The organism is Gemmata sp., assembly GCF_051859125.1.
In the GTDB taxonomy this organism is placed as follows: domain Bacteria; phylum Planctomycetota; class Planctomycetia; order Gemmatales; family Gemmataceae; genus Gemmata.
The window spans coordinates 1-18,631 of record NZ_JBHYGG010000285.1; the positions used below are offsets into that span (position 1 = coordinate 1).

The 18,631-nt window shown below is 73.5% G+C and carries 13 protein-coding genes and 1 tRNA gene; 5 read left to right on the forward strand and 9 right to left on the reverse strand.

Translation table 11 applies throughout. The annotated features are described in order from the left end of the window. Positions 1–99 precede the first annotated feature (99 nt). Positions 100–1,053 carry a hypothetical protein gene (locus tag ACTIGN_RS29465; protein WP_439630657.1) on the reverse strand — a complete coding sequence of 318 codons (954 nt, stop codon included), beginning with the start codon at positions 1,051–1,053 and terminating at the stop codon, positions 100–102. Between the two features lie 96 nt (positions 1,054–1,149). Here ACTIGN_RS29465 and ACTIGN_RS29470 point away from each other — a divergent pair, with 96 nt between their 5' ends. Both ACTIGN_RS29470 and ACTIGN_RS29475 read left to right on the forward strand, forming a co-directional pair. Continuing rightward, positions 1,150–1,494 (forward strand): histidine triad nucleotide-binding protein, encoded by a 345-nt coding sequence (locus ACTIGN_RS29470; RefSeq protein WP_439630659.1) that lies wholly within the window; start codon positions 1,150–1,152, stop codon positions 1,492–1,494. A 2-nt stretch (positions 1,495–1,496) separates the two neighbouring features. After that, complete coding sequence (locus ACTIGN_RS29475) at positions 1,497–2,183, forward strand: YggS family pyridoxal phosphate-dependent enzyme (protein ID WP_439630661.1); 687 nt, start codon at positions 1,497–1,499, stop codon at positions 2,181–2,183. Between the two features lie 11 nt (positions 2,184–2,194). Here ACTIGN_RS29475 and ACTIGN_RS29480 read toward each other — a convergent pair whose 3' ends face one another. Genes ACTIGN_RS29480 through ACTIGN_RS29490 form a run of 3 tightly spaced genes read right to left on the reverse strand, consistent with a single transcriptional unit; the run spans position 2,195 to position 8,279 of the window. After that, positions 2,195–3,589, reverse strand: a complete 1,395-nt coding sequence (locus tag ACTIGN_RS29480) for a proton-conducting transporter transmembrane domain-containing protein (protein WP_439630663.1) — start codon at positions 3,587–3,589, stop codon at positions 2,195–2,197. Positions 3,590–3,623: 34 nt separating this feature from the next. After that, on the reverse strand, positions 3,624–5,144 hold the full coding sequence (locus tag ACTIGN_RS29485) for a proton-conducting transporter transmembrane domain-containing protein (RefSeq protein WP_439630665.1): 1,521 nt from the start codon (positions 5,142–5,144) through the stop codon (positions 3,624–3,626). 33 nt (positions 5,145–5,177) lie between these two features. Beyond that, complete coding sequence (locus ACTIGN_RS29490) at positions 5,178–8,279, reverse strand: DUF2309 domain-containing protein (protein WP_439630667.1); 3,102 nt, start codon at positions 8,277–8,279, stop codon at positions 5,178–5,180. A 251-nt stretch (positions 8,280–8,530) separates the two neighbouring features. Between ACTIGN_RS29490 and ACTIGN_RS29495 the strand changes: the two genes are divergently transcribed. The 3 genes from ACTIGN_RS29495 (at position 8,531) to ACTIGN_RS29505 (ending at position 13,403) form a co-directional block, all read left to right on the forward strand. Beyond that, positions 8,531–9,967, forward strand: coding sequence for an ATP-binding protein (locus ACTIGN_RS29495; protein ID WP_439630668.1), 1,437 nt, complete (start codon positions 8,531–8,533; stop codon positions 9,965–9,967). A 105-nt stretch (positions 9,968–10,072) separates the two neighbouring features. Further along, positions 10,073–11,548: a sigma-54-dependent transcriptional regulator gene (locus tag ACTIGN_RS29500; protein ID WP_439630671.1), complete on the forward strand. Its 1,476-nt coding sequence runs from the start codon at positions 10,073–10,075 to the stop codon at positions 11,546–11,548. A gap of 169 nt (positions 11,549–11,717) precedes the next feature. Further along, positions 11,718–13,403: a SulP family inorganic anion transporter gene (locus ACTIGN_RS29505; RefSeq protein WP_439630673.1), complete on the forward strand. Its 1,686-nt coding sequence runs from the start codon at positions 11,718–11,720 to the stop codon at positions 13,401–13,403. Between the two features lie 47 nt (positions 13,404–13,450). On the opposite strand, the gene pyrE is transcribed toward ACTIGN_RS29505, so the two are convergent. The 5 genes from pyrE to ACTIGN_RS29530 form a co-directional block, all read right to left on the reverse strand. Continuing rightward, on the reverse strand, positions 13,451–14,011 hold the full coding sequence (pyrE, locus tag ACTIGN_RS29510; protein ID WP_144945502.1) for an orotate phosphoribosyltransferase: 561 nt from the start codon (positions 14,009–14,011) through the stop codon (positions 13,451–13,453). Between the two features lie 77 nt (positions 14,012–14,088). Next, positions 14,089–14,171: transfer RNA gene (locus ACTIGN_RS29515), tRNA-Leu, on the reverse strand. Between the two features lie 67 nt (positions 14,172–14,238). Next, positions 14,239–15,270 (reverse strand): aldo/keto reductase, encoded by a 1,032-nt coding sequence (locus ACTIGN_RS29520; protein ID WP_439630675.1) that lies wholly within the window; start codon positions 15,268–15,270, stop codon positions 14,239–14,241. Between the two features lie 77 nt (positions 15,271–15,347). Next, entirely contained in the window at positions 15,348–16,613 is a 1,266-nt protein-coding gene (locus tag ACTIGN_RS29525) for a BBP7 family outer membrane beta-barrel protein (RefSeq protein ID WP_439630677.1), read from the reverse strand. A 221-nt stretch (positions 16,614–16,834) separates the two neighbouring features. Continuing rightward, positions 16,835–18,349: an FAD-dependent oxidoreductase gene (locus ACTIGN_RS29530; RefSeq protein ID WP_439630679.1), complete on the reverse strand. Its 1,515-nt coding sequence runs from the start codon at positions 18,347–18,349 to the stop codon at positions 16,835–16,837. Positions 18,350–18,631 lie beyond the last annotated feature (282 nt).

Below are 18,631 nucleotides of genomic sequence, written 5' to 3' on the forward strand. Positions count from 1 at the left end.
GAGGGCGGCCCCTACCGGAGTGTTGGTTCGTAGGGGCCGCCCTCCGTGGCGGCCCACGTGAGGCCGAGGATTTCGACCAGGCAGCTTACCTCCATTCGTTCACTTCTTGCGCCAGACGCGGTCCTCGGGGACGCCGAGGTCCCGCATCGCCGGGCGGATCTCGTCGATGAACCGCTTGGCGTCCACGGGGTACCCGGCGGTGGGCCGGACCCCGGGGACGCGCGCGGCCCAGTACCGGTTGAACTGGAGCATGCACGCCTCCCGCAGGTACTTGCACAGCATCGACGCCAGCGCCACCGCCACGCTGTCGCCGTCGGCCCGCGGGCGGAACGTGACCGTCACCGGGCGGTTCAGCATCTTGACGGCGTACCGGCTCTCGAGCGGCGACTCGACCTCGGCGACCACCCAGCCCTCGGGGAACGCCTCCTGCACCATCCCGGCGTAGAAGTTCCGCCCGCCCTGCTTGTCGCACGTCACCACCATCGGCTCGTCGTCGGCCGGCAGGTCGCGGAACACGCTCCCGAGTAGCTCCACGAACCCGTGGCCGAGGACCGTCGCCTTGGACCCGCACGCGTCGCAGATCCGGTTGAACCGCGGGGCCGGGGTGACCGCGGCCAGGAACGGCCCGAGTTCCGCACCGGTGTCGGCCCAGGCCGCGCCGGCCGCCTTCCGCGCCGCCCACACCTTGTCCGGGTCGTTGACCGAGGGCACCGCGGCGGCCGCGTCGTACCACGCTTCCCCGGCCACCTCCTCGATGACCCACGGGAGCGTGAGCCCCGTGAGCAGCGGTCCGAACGATTCGAGCAGCAGCGGCACCGTCATCAGCACCGTCAGTTCGAGCGCCTCCAGCCCGCCGCGGCCGTACACCTTCTTCGAGTCGTCCACCAGCATCCGCCACGGCGCGCCCTTCTCGCCGCACCGCCGCACGACCGGCTTGAGCGTCTTCCAGCCCCCGGGGTCGCCCTCGGGCAACCGCACCGCAACGGCCGCCTGCACCAGCGGTCCGAGGTTCGGCCCGTACCCGGCCTCGTCGATCCCGATCACCCACGGCATGAGTCACCCCCGGCCCGGCCCCACCGTCAGCGCGGGTGGGCTTTCATCGAACGGCCCGCTATCGTAACCGTAGCCCACGCCGCGGAGGAACCCCACATGCTGGCCGACAACATCTTCCTCAAGGTCCTCGACAAGACCATCCCGGCGAAGGTCGCGTACGAGGACGAGCGGTGCCTGGCGTTCCACGACATCCGCCCGCAGGCCCCGGCGCACGTCCTCGTGATCCCCCGGAAGGAGATCCGGACGCTCGACGACGCGACCGACGCCGACGAAGCGCTACTCGGGCACCTCGTGTTGGTCGCGGTGAAGGTCGCCAAGCAACTCGGGCTGTCAAAGGGCTACCGGCTGGTGGTGAACTGCAACGAGGACGGCGGGCAGACGGTGCCGCACATCCACGTCCACCTGCTCGGCGGCCGCGAACTCGGCTGGCCCCCGGGGTGACCATGGACACTCGCGCCACCCTCTCCAATCGCCTCGCGGACGTGCGCGGCCGCATCGCCGCTGCGTGCGCACGGGCCGGTCGCGCCCCCGCCGGTGTCACGCTCGTCGCCGTCACCAAGACCGTGTCGGCCGGGGTCGCGGGGCTGCTGCCCGAACTCGGCATCACCGACCTGGGCGAGAGCCGCCCGCAGGAGCTGTGGAAGAAGGCCGAAGCGGTCCCGGCCGCGCAGTGGCACCTGATCGGCCACCTCCAGCGGAACAAGCTCGACCGCACCGTGCCGCTCGTGGCGCTCGTTCACTCCGTCGATTCGGACCGCGTTCTCGACGCGCTGGCGGCGTTCGGGAACACGCGCGGCGCGCCGGTGCGGGTGCTGCTCGAAGTGAACTGCAGCCGAGAAGCCGCCAAGGGCGGCTTCTCGCCCGAGGCGGTGCCGGGCGTCGGTGACAGGGCGGTGTCACTGCCCGGCGTCGAGTTGTGCGGGCTGATGACGATGGCCGCGTACTCCGACGACCCCGGCGCCGCCCGCCCGACGTTCGCCGAACTCCGCCGCCTGCGTGACGACCTCCGCGCCCGCACCGGCCTGCCGCTGCCGGAACTCTCGATGGGCATGAGCGGCGACTTCGAAGTCGCGGTCGAAGAAGGCGCGACCCTCGTGCGGATCGGCTCGACACTCTTCGAGGGGCTCTGAGCGGCCCCGCCTCACTCCCCCTCGACCACTTCGGACGGCACGCGGGTCGCGCGGTCCCGCAGCACCTCCTCGGCGGCGCGGTGCCGGGACGCGATGTTGAACTGCGGCACCAGCCCGCCGCCGAGCAGGAGCGCCGCCAGCGTCAGCACCGCGACCCGCTCCCGCACGGTGATGCCCAGCGGCACCCCGCTCACCGCCCGCGTGCCGGTGAACAGCAGGAAGTACGCCCGCATGACCGCGATGCCGTTGATCGCCGACGCCAGCACCACCGCGACGCCGACCAGCGGCCGCGCCCCGATCGCGCCGTCCACGAGCACCTCCGCGGCCACGAACCCGAGCGTCCCCGGGAACCCGACGCTCGCCAGCCCGGTCAACCCGAAGCAGATCGCCAGAGAGGGCGAGTGCGCGTAGAGCCCGCGGAACTCGGTCAGCGGGAGCCGGCCGAACCGCGCCTCCAGCGCCCGGATCGTCAGCCCCAGCCCGCTCAGCGACAGCGCGACCGACACCCACAGCGCCAGCGCCCCGGTCAGGCTGACGACGGTGTGCAACTCCAGCCCGACCAGCGCCAGCGAGGCGTGGCTGAGGAACAGGAACGCGAAGAACCGCCGGGCGTCGCGCTGCACCACCGCCATCCCGCCGGCGTACACCGCCGTCACCAGCGACGCGACGCCGATGCCGTTCAGCACCCAGTCGGGGGCGGCCGGCAGCACCAATCGCACCGCCGCGTACATCCCCGCGATCGGGGTGACGAACAGCAGCGCCGTGCCGAACGAGCAGTTCTCGAACAGGTCCGTGACCCAGACGTGGACCGGCACGGTCCCGCTGCGGACCAGGACCGCCAGCAACAGCAGCACCGGGGCGACCGCCCCGCCGCCGGCCGCCCCGCCGAGCGCCAGGCCGCCGGTCAGCAGCACCGCGAACAGCCCCATGTGCAGCACGTACACCCGCGTCGGCCGGCCGCGGCGGACCAGCTCGAAGTACGGGGGCAGGGTGTTGAGCACGAGCACCGGGCCGAGCAGCCACGGGGCGCAGGCGTAGGTCGCGAGCCGCATCGCGTCGCCGGCCAGCAGCCACGCGAACGAGAACCGCGTCATCTTCGTGCGGGCCGTCGCGAGAGCGGTCAGGAAGTGGATCAGCGCCACCAGCGGCAGGAGCGGCGCGCTGAGGTGGTCGATCGCGAACAGCGGCCCGCCGTTCACGTCGGGGAGCAGCGACTCCGGGGGCGGCCCGCCGGCCCCGTACTCGGCCCCGGCCCACGCCACGAGGGTACACGCGAGCGTCAGCCCGGTGAACACCAGGCACAGGCGCGAGGCGTCCAGTGCGTCGCGGACCCGGCCCACGAGGACCGAGCCGACGAGCGGGAGGGCGACCGACAGTTCCAGCCACGGGACCGAGTCGAACGTCATGCGGGTTCCACCGAAGGGGTGCGGTCGCGGCGGGTCACGTGTGAACGGCCCCCGCCGGGTCCCGGTCCGCGGGCCGCGGCGGCTCGGCGGGCCCGTCGCGGGGCGGGCCGGAGAGGTACGCGGTCCACCGCCGCTCCGTGCGGTCGCACCACAGGAACACCCGCACGAACGGGCGGGCCACGTAGTCCGCCAGGGCCGCGTCGAGGTAGCCGCGTTCGAGGGCGAACCGGTACAGGAGCGCCCGCACCCGGGCCGGGGCGAACGGGAGCGGCCCGCGGGCCGCCGGGAGCCGGTCCCCCAGCGCGTTCTCCAGGGTCCCGTAGTCCTGTAAGAGCGTCGGCGCGCGGATGAACTGGAGCGTCCGCAGGCACGCGTGCCCGAGGAGGTGGACCAGCGCGACGTACCACATCGCCGGCGCCCAGTGGCCGCATCCGATCTCGGCGACGATGACCCCGACCTGCGCGAGCGACGCGAACGATAGCGCGCTCTTGATGTCCGTCTGCGCCGCGCCGACGAGGTAGGCGTACGCGGCCGTCACCAGCCCGAGCGCCACGACCGCGGCCGCGAGCCCCTCCGAGAGGGCGATCAGCGGGCTCATCCGCAGGAGCAGGAACGCGCCGAGGTGGACGGACAGCGCGCCGTAGAACACGGCGCTGCTGGGCGTCGGCCCCTCCATCGCCCGCGGGAGCCACCCGGAGAACGGCACCAGCGCCGACTTGCCGGCCGCGGCCACGAGGAGCAGCAGGCCGACGAGCAGGGCCTGGTCCGCGGTCATCGCGGCGCGGCCCTCGGGCCACGACGCCGAGCCCATCAGCGCGTCGAAGTCGCCCTCGCCCGTCATGTGGTGGAGGACCACGGCGGCCAGGAGCAGGGCCGCGTCCGACACCCGGTACACGACCCACACCCGCAGCCCGTTGCGGGCCGGGGCCGGGCGCTCGTGGAAGAACGCGACCAGCAGCGCGCTCGACAGGCCGACCAGCTCCCACCCGGTGAACAGCGTCTCGATCGAGTCGGCCGTCGAGGCCGCCACCATGCCGGTGAGGAACACGGCGTACAGGACGAAGAACCGGTTGAACCCGGGCTCGCGGTGCATGTACTGCACGGCGAACGAGCCGATCGTGCCGCACAGGGCGAACGACAGGATCGTGAGCGGGACAGAGAGGCGGTCGAACTCGAACTTGACCGCGAAGTGGTAGTGCTCGCCGGGGGCCGCCGGCCCGGTCCCGTCGTGCCGCACGGCGGCCCAGTTCCCCAGGTCGAGGACGAAGTGCCGCTCCCCGGTGTAGAGCATCAGGGCCAGGGCGCCGACCGCGGCCGCCAGGCCGCTCGCGGTCGCCCACCGCACCGCCCGGGCGGTGCTCCGCTCCGCGAGCGGGCGGCCGACGAGCGTGGGCAGGCCGAGGGCCGCCACGAGCGCGACCGGTGCGAGCAGGACGGCGTACCCGAGGACGGTCATGAGCTGGTGCGCGCCGGACGCGGCCGCCCCGGCCGCGAGGGCGGCCGGCGGGGCGAGGCGGACCAGGGGCACCAGGGCGGCGGCACACGGCGTGAGCATGGGTCTCCCGAAAGCGACGCGGCGGGTTCGGCCTCACCCGATCTCGGCGAACTCCAGGTGGTCGCGCCACCCGCGGTACCAGTCGGCCGACGACTTCGCCGCGGGCAGCACGTCCGCCTGCGGGTGGTACGGGCGGAACGCGCCCCGGTCGTACAGCAGGACGTCGTTCGTGTCCGGCGACTGCACCGCGAGCTGCACCCACCCGTTCTCGGTCAGCTTCTTGCCGAGCGGGTTCCCGTCGAGGACCCTCTGCATCACCGCCGGCGTCGTCTCGCACACGATCATCAGCCGCACCGGCTCGTGGATCTCGGTCATCTGCCACGGCAGGCCGGTCCGCAGGTCGCTGGCCGCGCCGTCCATCACGCCCAGCAGCGACGTGATGTTGTGCGGGAGCTTCGTCCCGCACCCGTACCCCGGCGAATCGACGTGCGAGAAGAAGTACTCCAGGTTGATGCCGCCGCACACCGGGAACACGGCCGCCATCGTCCGGGCCAGGACCGTCCCGTCCCCGTCGTCCTGGGTCGGGTCGTAGGCGGTGAGGAACGCCCGGCGGTCGAGGTACAGGCCGCGGGTCCGCTCGCGGCGGCCGACGTGGCAGATGGCGTTGGTCGCGTGGCCGAGTTCCGGCCGCGTCTGGGCCAGGTCCTCGCTCCGGCCCTCGACGTGCCGCTTCGCGTCCGCGGCCGACTGCGTGAGCGGGGCCGACATGAACCGCCGGCACCGCTCGTGCGCGTTCCGCTCGCACGCGCGGGCGAACTCCTCCTTGACGGCCCGCACCTCGGCCCGGTGCGACTCGGGCACCTGGTCCTCGTCGAACAGGGCGACCGAGTCGTCGCAGGTGTTGTGGAACCCGCCGACGAACCGCGTCGCCTCCGGGACCGCGATCCCCATGGCTGCGAGCCGCGCGCGGACCCGGGGGTCGTTGAGCACCCGGGCCGCGGCCCGGCCGTTGGGCGCGCCGGGGCTCCCGCCGCACGCGCCGCAGTCGTAGGCCGACTTGTGCGGGTTGTTCAGGCTCCCGGAGCCGTGCCCGATGACGAACACGAGGCGGCCGAAGGTGCGGGTCAGGCCGGTGTCGCGGAGCAGCCGCTCGGCGGCGGCGGCCATCTCGTCGAGCGTGAACCCGAGCCCGGGGCCGCGGTCCCCCGGGGCGCACTCGGGCACCCGCTCCAGCTCCAACCGCGTCCGCGGCGCGACCTGGACGGCGCGGCCGAGTCGGTGCCGCACGCGGGCCGTGAGCCGGGGGAACAGGACGCGGCCCACGAGCGGGACCGACGCGAGCACCCCGAGGGTGGCGGCGAGCACCGCCCCGACGACCGGAGTGCGGGTGCCGACGTGCGCGGCGTGGGCCGCCGCCCCGAGCGCCCGGTGCGCCCACCGGAGCCGCTCGTGCGCGCCGGCGAGGTGCGCGTCGGCCCGCTCCTCGACCCAGTGCTTCGGGGTGAGGACGATCGGGCACAGCGGGACGAAGTGCGCGTCGGCCGCGCCCTTGTAGTACATGGCGACGGCGAAGAACCCGGCCGCGCCGAACGTCTCGCAGTCGGGGGCCACCTCCTCCAGGTGCCGGCGGAACGACTCCTCGCGCTCGTCGAGGCACGCCACGACCTGGAACCGCGGGGCCGGCGGCCGGCGGCGGGCGTGCAGCGCCAGCGCGTCGAGCGCCTGGGTGCGGAACCGCGCCTCGTAGGCGCGGTGGAACACCCGGCGGCGCGGCACCGCGCCGAACCCCTCGACCTCGCCGACCAACCGCCCCCACCCGTCCGGCCCGAGCCGCGCCAGTTCCGCCGGGGACCACCCGAGCACCTGCGCGAGCTGGAACACCGGCACCACCCGCTGCTCGACGCTCCGCGGGGCCGGCGGGGCGACCCTCGCCCGGAGCGCGTCGCGGAGGCCGGCGAGCGGGCCGCGGTGGCCGAGGTGCTCGGCCGCGGCGTGGGCCAGCGCGAGCCGCTCCAGGAGCAGCCGCACGGCGAGGAACCCGACGAGGCTGTCCGCGCGCACCGGCCGGGCGACGCGGTCGCCGCGGGCCTCGACCTCGTGGATCATCCCGCCCCACCCGCGGAGCGCCAGGAGCGTCGCCGACAGGTAGGCGTCCCACTCCGCCTCGGGGACGCCGAGCGCCTCCAGGGACTCGTGGGCCGACGCGAGCGGGTCGGCCCCGGCGCCGGCGAGCCGGTCCGCCTCGGCCGCGAGGCCGCGGAGCCACCGGTCCGGCGGGCCGCCCCCGCGGCGGTACAGCGAGCAGAACGCGGGGAAGTACCCGAGGTCGCGGTCCGGCAGCGGCCAGTGCGACACGCCCTGGTCGAGGTACGCGGCCGAGAACCGGACGAGGGCGTCGTTGACCCACTGGTCGGTGTCGACGTGCGCCGCCCGCAGGAGCAGGTCGCGGTGCCGGACCGGGGGCGCCGGCGGCGGGGCCGCGTCCGGCACCGCGGCCGCGCCGTCCCGGCACACGCCCCAGAGGGTCTCCAGGGTGAACGCCTCCCACCGGGCCTCGGTCCACGACTCGATTTCGGCCGCGCCGAACCGGCCGAGCAGGTCGCGGAGCCACGCCGGGTTCGCGCCGTTGCGGGAGCGGACGTCCCGCATCACCCACCGCCGGGTCTCGGACAGGAGCCTGCCGCGGGCCGCGGCCGAAGCGGCCGGGCACACCCGCCGCAGCGCGTCGGTCTCGACCAGGAACCACTTCAGCTCCTCGGTCGAGCCGGACGCGAGCGGGTGCTGGAGCGCCGCCAGCCGCAGGTCCAGCCGCGTCGTCCCGGGGGCGACCCGCTCGGCGGCCCGGTCGCCCAGGTCGGCCTCCAGGACCGCGAGCAACTCGGGGAACCGGATGCGGCCCCGGACAAGCGCGTCGCGGTACCGCTGCTCGGACAGGTACGGCTGGCACCCGAACAGCTCGCCGGCCCGTTCGACGGCCTGTTCGAACGGGAGGTCTTCGAAGGCGTGCAGCGTGTTGTGGTGGATGAACACGGTGATCGGCCCCTGCGCCGGGAGCAGGTGGGCCGCGTGCCCGATCGCGTGCCGCAGGCGGTCGCGGGGTGTGCCGCCCCGGCACGGTCCGGTGTGCGGGTCCGTCTCGGGGGCGGGGGCGCTCGGTCCGGGTCGGGGCGGGGCGACTACGGGGGGTGGGGCCATCAACGCCTCCGGCGCCCGGTCCGGCGGGAACCGCGGGCGCGCGACACGAACGGGACCGAGCCGGTCGGAAGGGGGAGCCTCACGCAACTCGTGTGCCGGTGCCGGCGCCCCTACCGGGGGGGCCGGTTCCGACCGCCGCGGCCGCGCCGACTGGTTCCGCCGCGGCCACGGTGGTCGCGCGCCGCTCACCCCCGACGCCGCGCGGGACCGTCGCGTATGCTGAACCGTGTCCGCTCGCCCGGGGGGGAATCATGGTCGGGTTGCGCTGGCGGTTGCTCTGGCCCGCGGCGGTGGCGACGGTCTGCCTCGCCGCGCTGTGCGCGTTCACGGCCGTGTCGCTGTTCCACCAGCAGGCGACGGTGGCCCGGGTGTTCCGCGGCAACGTCGAGAGCCGCCGCGCCGCGGTCGAGTTGGAGGAGTGCCTGGGGGCGCTGATCGACCTGGAGAACGCGAAGGTCGAGACGGTCGGCGAGTTGCACAAGCGGGCGCGGCTCCACCTGCGGACCGTTCGCGAGGTCTCCGACGAGCCCGAGGAGCAGCGGCTCTCGGAGCAGATGGCGGCGACGTTCGCGGCGTACCTGGACCGGTGGCAGCGGCTCCCGCCCCCGGGGCACCCGGCGCACGAGGCGGCCGTCCGCGACGCGACGCGGTTCCTGGAGGCGAGCGTCCTCGCCCCGTGCACCGAGTTCCGGCTGTACAACGGCCGCCGGCTGGAGGAGATCACCAGCCAGCACGAGCGGGTGCTGAACCAGCTCGCGTGGGGGATGGCGTGGGTCGGCGGGCTCGGGGCCGTCGCCGGGGTCGTCTTCGGGTTCAGCGTCGCCCGCGCCCTGAGCCGGTCCATCCGCCGGCTCCGGGTGCAGATCCGGGACGCGGCCGGCAAGATCGGCCCGGCGGTGTCCGAGATCGTCGTCCGCGGGGAGGGCGAGTTCGGGAGCCTCCAGCAGGAGATCGACGACCTCTCGGCCCGCATCGAGCGGGTCGTCCGGGAGCTGCACGACCGCGAGCGCGAGGTGGTGCGGGCCGAGCAACTCGCCGCGGTCGGGCAACTCGCCGCCGGCGTCGGGCACGAGATCCGGAACCCGCTCACGTCGATCAAGATGCTGGCCCAGGCCGGGCTGGAGGACCGGGCGAGCCCCGGCCTGTCGGGCGCGGACCTCGTGGTCATCGTCGGCGAGATCCGGCGGATGGAGCGGTCCCTCCAAACGTTCCTCGACTTCGCGCGGCCCCCGCGGGCCGAGCGGCGGGAGGTCGACCTGCTCGGCATCGTCGACGCGGTCCTGGGGCTGGTCCGCGGGCGGGCCGACAAGCAGCGGGTCGCGCTCGCGGTCGAGGCCGCACCGGGGCCGGTCGCCCTCACCGCCGACCCGAACCAGGTCCACCAGGTGCTCGTGAACCTCGTCCTCAACGGGCTCGACGCGATGCCCGCCGGCGGCGCGCTCACGGTACGGGTGCGGGCCAACGCGTGGCGGGTCGACCTCGAGGTGTCCGACACCGGCCCCGGCATCCCCAGGGACATGGTCCCGCGGCTGTTCCAGCCGTTCGCCAGCAGCAAGGACACGGGCCTGGGGCTGGGGCTGGTGATCTCGAAGCGGATCGTCGAGGACCACGGGGGCACGATCGGCGCGGCCAACCCGGCCGGCCGGGGCGCGACGTTCTACGTCTGTCTCCCGCGGCGGCCCGCGTGAGTTGGGAAGGGGCCGCCGCACGGGTTTCGGGGGCGGCGCCCCGCACGGCCCCCGGTAGTAGATTGGGTCTGTTGTTCCCGCCCCCGCCGCACCCCACCGGACGCCATGCCGACACTGCTGGTGATCGACGACGAGCCCGCCATCCAGCACGCGTTCCAGCGGGCGTTCCGCGACGGCGACGTCGTCGTGCGGTCCGCGGGGACCGCCGCCGAGGCGCTGGCCGCGGTGGCCGCCGAGCGGCCCGACGTGATCGTCCTCGACGTCCACCTCCCGGACGCAACGGGGCTCGACACGTTCCACCGGCTCCGGCGGATCGACGCGCGGATCCCGGTCGTCCTCGTGACCGGGCACGGGACCACCGACCTCGCCATCGAGGCGATGAAGGAGGGCGCGTACGAGTACCTCCTCAAGCCGCTCGAGCTCGCCGAGCTGCGGGCGCTGATCGACCGCGCGGCCCAGTCGAGCCGGCTCATGCGGGTCCCGGCGGCGCTCCCGGACGCCGGCCCGCTCCCGCCCGTGGGCGACCTGTTGCTCGGCCGGTGCCCCGCGATGCAGGAGGTGTACAAGGCCATCGGCCGGGTCGCCCGGCAGGACGTGACCGTCCTCGTCCTGGGCGAGAGCGGCACCGGCAAGGAGCTGGTCGCGCGGGCCATCTACCAGCACTCCAAGCGGGCCGACAAGCCGTTCCTGGCCATCAACTGCGCCGCGATCCCGGAGCCGCTGCTGGAGAGCGAGCTGTTCGGGCACGAGAAGGGCGCGTTCACCGGGGCCGACCGGAAGCGGATCGGCAAGTTCGAGCAGTGCCACGGGGGCACCATCTTCCTCGACGAGGTCGGCGAGATGACCCCGCTGACCCAGGCGAAGATCCTGCGGCTGATCCAGGAGCAGCGGTTCGAGCGGGTCGGCGGACAGGAAACGGTGCAGACCGACGTGCGGCTGATCGGGGCCACGAACGCCGACCTGGAGAAGATGTCGGAGGACGGCCGGTTCCGCAAAGACCTGTACTTCCGGCTCAACGTGTTCACCATCAAGTTGCCGCCCCTCCGTGAGCGGGGCGACGACGTGGACCTCCTGGTCGGGCACTACCTGCGGCGGTTCGGGCAGGAACTGGGCAAGCCGGTCGCCGAGGTCGCGCCCGCGACGGCGGCCGCCCTGCGGGCGTACCCGTGGCCGGGGAACGTCCGCGAGCTCCAGAGCGTCCTCAAGCAGGCGGTGCTGCGGATGTCCGGCTCGGTCCTCCTGGCCGACTTTCTGCCGCCGCACGTCGGCGGCTCCGCGGCGCGGGCCGCGGCCCCCGCGACCGGCGCGGCCCCGGGCGCCCCGGGCCCGGCCGGGCTCTTCGACTGGGACCAGTTCGTCGGCGGCCGCGTCGCCGAGGGGAGCGAGAACCTGTACGCCGAGAGCCTCGAGCGGATGGAGCGCGAGGTGCTCGTTCGGGTGCTGAAGCACACCGAGGGGAACCAGCTCCAGGCGGCCCGGATCCTCGGGATCACCCGGGGCAGCCTCCGGAACAAGATCCGGACGCTGGGCATCAGCATCGCGCGGTCCGTCTGGTCCGAGGACGACCAGGGTGACGGGTGAGCGGCCACCCGGCCCCGCGGGCGCCCCGGGCAGGGCCGACCGTTGCGGGCGGGGGCGGGCGCGAGAACCGCTCGGAACCCTTGGTCCGCGGCCCCGGGGGAGCGGGCGGGCGCGGAGCGGCACAGGGGTTGCGTTGGGCCGGGCCGCCCCCCACGCCCGAGAGACCCCCGTGGCCGATCACAAGACCTCGCACGCCGCGCCCCCGCGGCTCACCCCCGGCCTTGTGCCGAACCTCAGGTTCGACGTGCCGTCCGGGTTCCTCGTGTTCCTCATCGCGATGCCCCTGTGCCTCGGCATCGCGTCCGCCAGTCAGTACCCGCCGATCGCGGGCATCTGGACCGCCGTCATCGGCGGCGTCCTGACCGCGTTCCTGAGCAACTCGCAGGTGACGATCAAGGGGCCGGCGGCCGGCCTGATCGTCATCGTGTCCGGGGCCGTACTCGACCTCGGCCTGGGGGCGGCCCCGGCCGGCACCGACCCGGCCGACCTCGCCACCCTGGCCCGCTACGGCTACCCGCTGGCCCTGGGCATCGGGGTCGCCGCCGGCGTGGTCCAGATCCTGTTCGGCGTCATGCGGGCGGCGAAGGTCGGCGAGGTGATCCCGCTGACCCCGGTCCACGGGATGCTCGCGGCCATCGGGATCACGATCATGGCCAAGCAGTTCTTCGTGATGTTCGGGCTCACGGCCCCGGCCGGCGCGCCGATCGACTCGATCCACGCGGTCCCGACGGTGTTCCGGACCCTGGACCCGACCGTGAGCTGGATCGGGGGGGCGAGCCTCGCCATCATGATCGCGTTCCCGCTCCTCAAGACCCGCGTCGCCCTCCTCCGGCCGGTCCCGGCGCAGGTCGTGGTGGTCGCGGTCGCGATCCCGATGGGGCTGGCCCTGGGCCTGGACGGGGTGCTCAACGACAAGGGCGCGGCGAAGTTCCTCGTGTCGGTCCCGAACGTGGTCGCGAGCCCCGCGGCGGCCTTCGCCTTCCCGGACTTCACCGCGCTGGCCACCCCGACCGGGATCAAGTACGTGGTCCTGTTCGCGCTCGTCGGGAGCATCGAGTCGATGCTCAGCTCGCAGGCGATCGACATGATCGACCCGTGGCAGCGGAAGACGGACCAGAACCGCGACCTGCTGGCCGTCGGGGTCGCGAACGCGCTCTGCTCCGCGGTCGGGGCGCTGCCGATGATCTCCGAGATCGTGCGGAGCAAGGCGAACATCGACAACGGGGCCCGCACGCGGTACGCGAACCTGTTCCACGGCCTGTTCCTGCTGGCCTTCATCCTGCTGCTGCCGTTCGTGGTGACGCTGATCCCGCTGGCCGCCCTCGGCGCGATGCTCGTGTTCACCGGGTTCCGGCTCGCGTCCCCGAGGGAGTTCGTCAGCACGTACAAGGTCGGGGCCGAGCAACTGGTCGTGTTCGTGACCACGATCGTCGTCGTCCTCTGCACCGACCTGTTGATCGGGGTCGCCGCCGGGGTCGCGCTGAAGGTGGTCATCCACGTACTCAACGGCGCGCCGCTGAGCAGCTTCCTCCGGGCCGACGTCGAGGTGGCCACCACCGACGACGGCTCCGTGGTGGTTTTGAAGGTCCGGAAGGCGGCCCTGTTCGCGAACTGGCTGGGCCTGAAGGCGTCGATCCTCAAGCACGCCGCCGGCCGCACCGAGGTCGTCCTCGACCTGTCCGAGACGAAGCTCGTGGACCACAGCACGATGGAGAAGTTGCACCAACTGGAGCGGGACCTGGCGGCCACCGGTAAGCGGCTCAAGGTGATCGGTCTGGACACGCACACCGCGCTGTCGCACCACCCGCTGGCGGCCCGGCGCAGCGGCCGGGTCGACTCGCCGGTAGCGGTCTGACCGGTCCCGGGCGCACCCTCCCGCCCCCGGGACCGGCGCGCTCTCGCTCACCCCTGGTCCGGTACGTCGATCCCGAAGTCGCGGATGGTGAGGACCGAGCGGTACGGGACGCCCAGCTCGCGGAACAGCTTCGCCGCGCCCTGGAGGCGGTCCACGAGCGACAGCACCTGCACGACCTGACAGCCCATCTCCTTCACCGCGTCGATCGCCTTTACGGACGACCCGCCGGACGTGATGACGTCGTCCACCACGACCACCCGGTCCCCGGCCTTCACCGCCCCCTCGACGAGCTTGCCGGTGCCGTGCGCCTTCTGCTTGTCGCGGACCCAGAACCCCTCGACCGCGCGGCCGTTCAGGTGGTAGTGCATCACCGCCGCGGTCGTGAGCGGGACCGCCCCGACGGCCATGCCGCCGATCGCGTCGAACGCCAGGTCCTTCGTCGCCTCGTACAGCACCTGCCCGATGAGGAACGCCCCCTTCGAGTGGACCTCGCTCATGCGGCCGTCAATGTAGTAGTTGCTGGTCGCGCCGGACGCGAGGGTGAACTGGCCCCGCTTGAAGGACCGCTCGGAGAGGAGTTCGAGGAGCTGCTTCGCGGCGTCGGTCATTGGTGCGCCCGGGTGCGGATGGGACGTGAAACGGAAAAGCCGAGGCGACCGCGGTGGGTCGTCTCGGCTCCGTGTAGTGCCCAGGAGAGGACTTGAACCTCCACGGGATTGCTCCCGCCAGCCCCTCAAGCTGGTGCGTCTGCCATTCCGCCACCTGGGCAACACAGGAATTATGGCGGCCGGCCGGAAGGTTTCAAGGGTGAAAAGGTGCGCGATCCGGTTCGCGGTCACACCGGGGGCGGGTTGCGCTCGGCGAAACCCCGCTGGTGCCAGTACGGGTAGGCCAGCGTGACGGCACTCGCCTCGTCGAGCCGGGCCACCTGCGCGGGGGTCAGCGACCAGCCGACGGCCCCGAGGTTGTCCCGGAGTTGTTGCTCGTCCCGCGCCCCGATGACGACCGTGGCGACCGTGGGCCGCCCGAGCAGCCAGTTCAGCGCGACCTGCGGGAGCGTCCTGCCGGTCTCGGCCGCGACCGCGTCCAGCGCGTCCACCACCCGGAACACGTACTCGTCGGCGACCGGCGGCCCCTTCTCGTTGCTCACCTGGCTGTTGAGCCGGCTGGTCTTCGGCAGCGGCTGCCCGCGGCGGAGCTTGCCCGTGAGCCGGCCCCACCCGAGCGGGCTCCACACCACGCACCCGACCCCCTGGTCGAGCCCGAGCGGCATCAGCTCCCACTCGTAGTCGCGGCCCACGAGCGAGTAGTACGCCTGGTGCGCGACGTACCGGGTCCACCCGTACCGGTCCGCGGCCGCCAGCGACTTCATCAGGTGCCAGCCCGAGAAGTTCGAGCACCCGACGTACCTGATCTTTCCCGCCTTCACGAGCCCGTCGAGCGTCGAGACCGCCTCCTCGACCGGCGTCGCGGCGTCGAACCCGTGGAGCTGGAACAGGTCGATGTAGTCGGTGCCGAGCCGCTTGAGGGCGGCCTCGACGGAACGGGTGAGGTGGAACCGCGACGAGCCGACGTTGTTCGGGCCGTCGCCGAACCGGAACGTCGCCTTGGTCGAGATCAGGACCTTGTCCCGGCGGCCCTTGATCGCGGCCCCGAGCACCTCCTCGGCGAGCCCGCCGGAGTAGATGTCGGCCGAGTCGAACAGTGTCAGGCCGGCGTCGAGGCAGACGTCGACGAGGTGCGCCGCCCCCTTCGCGTCGGTGTCGCCCCACGCCTTGAAGAACTCGTTGCCGCCGCCGAACGTGCCGGTGCCGAGGCTCAGCACCGGCACCTTGAACCCCGATCGGCCGAGTGGGCGGTGTTCCATCGCGCGCTCCCGTGTGGTGGCCGCCCGCGGCGGCGGTAGGTGGTTATACACGGCGAACGCGCGGCGGCTTACGGCCGTCAGTACCGGAGGTCGAGCCCGACGTTCAGCCCGTGCGCCCAGAAGTCGCTGCTGCGGAGCTGCGGCACCGGCGCGGCCGGGCCGACGAGGCCGGCCGGCACGCCGACGATCGCCGCGGCCTGCGACGGGTTGATCCGCCGGTCCACCTGGTCCCCGGGCCGGGCCACCGCGCTGGCGTACAGGAACGAGTACCCCGCGAACACGCGGGCCGCCCGCGTGAGCTGGTACCCGACGCTCGCCGACACGTCCGCGACCACCGAGAACCGGTCGTTCGCCGGGCTGCCGAGGTTCGTCGGCTGCGTGAAGTACCCGCCCGGGAACACCTGCGGGACGGTGAACCCGCTGAAGTCGTTCGTCACCAGCTCGCCGGACGCGGTCACCTGCCGGTGCATGTTCCCCAGCGCGACCTTCGTGGTCGCGTTCACGAACCACCGGCCCGACTGGCGCTCGACCCGGAGCCCGAGCTGGCCGCCGTAGAAGTCGTTCTCCGCGGCGAAGCTGTCCCGCGTCGTGAACACGTCGGCCGGGCCGACCACCGCCGGGCTGCTGGTCTCGAACGTCCAGCGCTCGTGCAGGTTCAGGTAGCGGAACCCGCCGACCAGGTTCACCGTCCACTCGGGGCCGCGGGAGAGGTTCCAGACGCCGTTGAGTTCGCCGTTCTGGAGCCCGCTGGAGACCGACAGCCGGCCGAGGCCCGCGAACTCGCCGGGGGCGGCCAGCCGGGTCGAGCTCTCCAGGCCGGTCTGGGCGTTGACGAACGGCACCGCGAGGAACGCCGAGCCCGGCGCGGCGGTCGACGACACGCTCCGGCCGACCGAGCGGTCACCGAGGAACAGGTACACCGCCTCGGCGCCGAAGGCGGCGTCGCGGTTCAGCCAGCCGCCGATGGCGAACCGGCCGCCGGAGAACGTGTCGAGCGCGACCCCGCCGCTGCCCAGCACCACACGGGTCCCGGGCGCCCCGAGGACCGGCGCGAGGTTCGGCACGGTCGGCCCGGCGGTGACGAGCGGGACCGGCGACGGCGCGTCCTTCATCCACCACGCGAGGTACTCGGCCGTCCCCCACATCCGGATGCCGCGGTCGCACTCGCCCGCCAGCGGCAGGCACGGGGCCGGGGGCGGTGCGGGTGGCGCCGGTTGCGCGGCCGGCGCCACCTCTGCGGCCGCGGCCGCCGGGAGCGGCGCCGGAACGTCGTCCGCGAGGGCCAGGCCGGTGCCGGTCAGGAGCGACCCGAGGGACGCGAGGAGCGTGCGCTTCAAACGCATGGTTCCCATCCGTGGTGACCGTTTGGGGAGGCGGCGGGTCGCCGGCGTCCGTGCCGCGGCCCGCGTCGGTTGTGGCGGTCTTGCATCGGCGGGCGACTCGGGCGCGGTTGTGCGAATGCGGGGCGGCACCGGCTGGCGCGGCTGTGCCGGCGCGCGGTCGTAGCGGGGAGGCGATCCCGACCGGATGTGCGGGCCGTGCCGGACCGCGCCCGCGTCGCCGGTCACTCCTTGGCCTCGGCGGGCTTCATGTCGAACGTGGCCGGGCCGTGGACGCAGGTGCCGTCGGCCTGGAACCGCGACCCGTGGCACGGGCAGTCCCAGGTCGCCTCGCCCGGGTTCCACCGGACGATGCACCCCATGTGCGGGCACACCGCCGAGAGCGTGGTCAGCGCGCCCTTCTCGTCCTTGTACACCGCGAGCTTGGTCAGCCCGGTGCGGACGACCGCCCCGTGCCCCGGCGGGATGTCCTCGGCCCGCTTCACGTCGCCGCCCGTGAGCCAGTCCGTGTACTGCGCCGCCATGTTCAGGTTCTCGCCCAGCAGCGTCTTGATCGCGCCGGGCACGAGCCGCGACGGCGAGTACACCGCCGCCAGCTCGTTCGGCCGCCCCTGCACGAGGTCGGTCAGGAGCCGCCCGGCGAGCGTGCCGTGCGTCATCCCCATCCCCGAGTCGCCGGTGACCATGAACACGTTCGGCCCGTTCCACGGCGCGAGCCCGATGAACCCCAGCCCGTCGGGCGTCTCGAACACCTGGCCCGACCAGTGGTGCCGCACCGCCCCGGCCTGCGGGAACCGCTCCTTCGTCCACGCGAGCAGGCGGTCCCACCGCTGCGGCTGGTCGTGGGCCTGGCCGGTCTTGTGGTCCTCGCCGCCGACGATCAGGTGGTCGTGGGCGTCGCCGGGCTGGACCCGGACGTAGTGGTACGGGTCCTCGGTGTCCCACAGCAGCCCCCCGGGGTACGAGCCCTTGGGGATCTCGACCGCGACCGCGTAGGTGTTGTACGCGGCGACCTTGTTGTGCATCGGCGTGCCGGCCTCGAACGGGTTGTTCGTGGCGACCACGACCGCGGCGGCCGAGACCGCGTGCCCGTGCGTCGTGGTCACCTTGCACGGGTCGCCGCCGCGGACCTTCTCGACGACCGTGTTCGTGTGGATCACGCCCCCGCGGTCGCGGATCGCCGCCGTCAGCTTCGCGAGGTACTTGATCGGGTGGAACCGGCCGTGCCCGGGGAACCGCAGCGCGTCGACGGCCTGGCCGCCGGGGAACGTGACCCGCGTGCGCTCGAACTCCAGCCCGAGCCGCTTCAGCACCTGCTCCTCGTCGTCGAGCGCCTTCGGCCCGTCGGCCCCGGGAAACAGCGTGCCGCCCACCCGCTGGAAGTCGCAGTCGATCTGCTCGTCGCGGACGATCTGCTCGATGAGGTCGATGGCCCCGCGGTGGCTGGCGGCCGCGGCCCTCGCCACGTCGTCGCCGCGGACCGACGCGAGGTGCCCGAACGTGTCGTCGAGGTACCACGCGAGGTGGGCCGTGGTGTGCTCGGTCTCGCCCGACGCGACGGCCGGCTTGGCGTCGAGGACGATGACCCGCTTCCCCTCCTTCAGGAGCAGGTACGCGGTCGTCAGGCCGGCGATGCCGCCGCCCACGACGCACACGTCGCAGGCCGGGTTGTGTTCGAGCGGGGTGGCGGACCGGGCCGCCTCGGCGGTCGTCCAGATCGAGCTGGTGGCGGTGTTCATTGGGGTGCCTCGCGACGAGGGGACGGTTCGTCGCACCATGTGGGGCAAGTGCGGTGCCAAGGGACCTCGGGTCCCGGAGGGACGACAGACCGTATAACCCTGGGTGCGAACCGTGGGGCACCTGGGTGCCTTCGGTTCCCGTTCTCCCGACGCCCGGCACCAGGTTTGCACCACTGTACCAGGCGCGGCGTTTCACCTCCCGCGGAGCAGGCACGACGTAATGGAACTGATACCCGGAACGACTCTCCCCGCGGTCCCTCCCCAACACTCGACCAGCAACCC

Coding starts and splice junctions, on each gene's coding strand:
- ACTIGN_RS29520 (WP_439630675.1), bottom strand. CDS start 15,270: ATGGAACACCGCCCACTCGGCCGATCGGGGTTCAAGGTGCCGGTGCTG.
- pyrE (WP_144945502.1), bottom strand. CDS start 14,011: ATGACCGACGCCGCGAAGCAGCTCCTCGAACTCCTCTCCGAGCGGTCC.
- ACTIGN_RS29500 (WP_439630671.1), top strand. CDS start 10,073: ATGCCGACACTGCTGGTGATCGACGACGAGCCCGCCATCCAGCACGCG.
- ACTIGN_RS29470 (WP_439630659.1), top strand. CDS start 1,150: ATGCTGGCCGACAACATCTTCCTCAAGGTCCTCGACAAGACCATCCCG.
- ACTIGN_RS29530 (WP_439630679.1), bottom strand. CDS start 18,349: ATGAACACCGCCACCAGCTCGATCTGGACGACCGCCGAGGCGGCCCGG.
- ACTIGN_RS29480 (WP_439630663.1), bottom strand. CDS start 3,589: ATGACGTTCGACTCGGTCCCGTGGCTGGAACTGTCGGTCGCCCTCCCG.
- ACTIGN_RS29490 (WP_439630667.1), bottom strand. CDS start 8,279: ATGGCCCCACCCCCCGTAGTCGCCCCGCCCCGACCCGGACCGAGCGCC.
- ACTIGN_RS29525 (WP_439630677.1), bottom strand. CDS start 16,613: ATGCGTTTGAAGCGCACGCTCCTCGCGTCCCTCGGGTCGCTCCTGACC.
- ACTIGN_RS29465 (WP_439630657.1), bottom strand. CDS start 1,053: ATGCCGTGGGTGATCGGGATCGACGAGGCCGGGTACGGGCCGAACCTC.
- ACTIGN_RS29485 (WP_439630665.1), bottom strand. CDS start 5,144: ATGCTCACGCCGTGTGCCGCCGCCCTGGTGCCCCTGGTCCGCCTCGCC.
- ACTIGN_RS29495 (WP_439630668.1), top strand. CDS start 8,531: ATGGTCGGGTTGCGCTGGCGGTTGCTCTGGCCCGCGGCGGTGGCGACG.
- ACTIGN_RS29475 (WP_439630661.1), top strand. CDS start 1,497: ATGGACACTCGCGCCACCCTCTCCAATCGCCTCGCGGACGTGCGCGGC.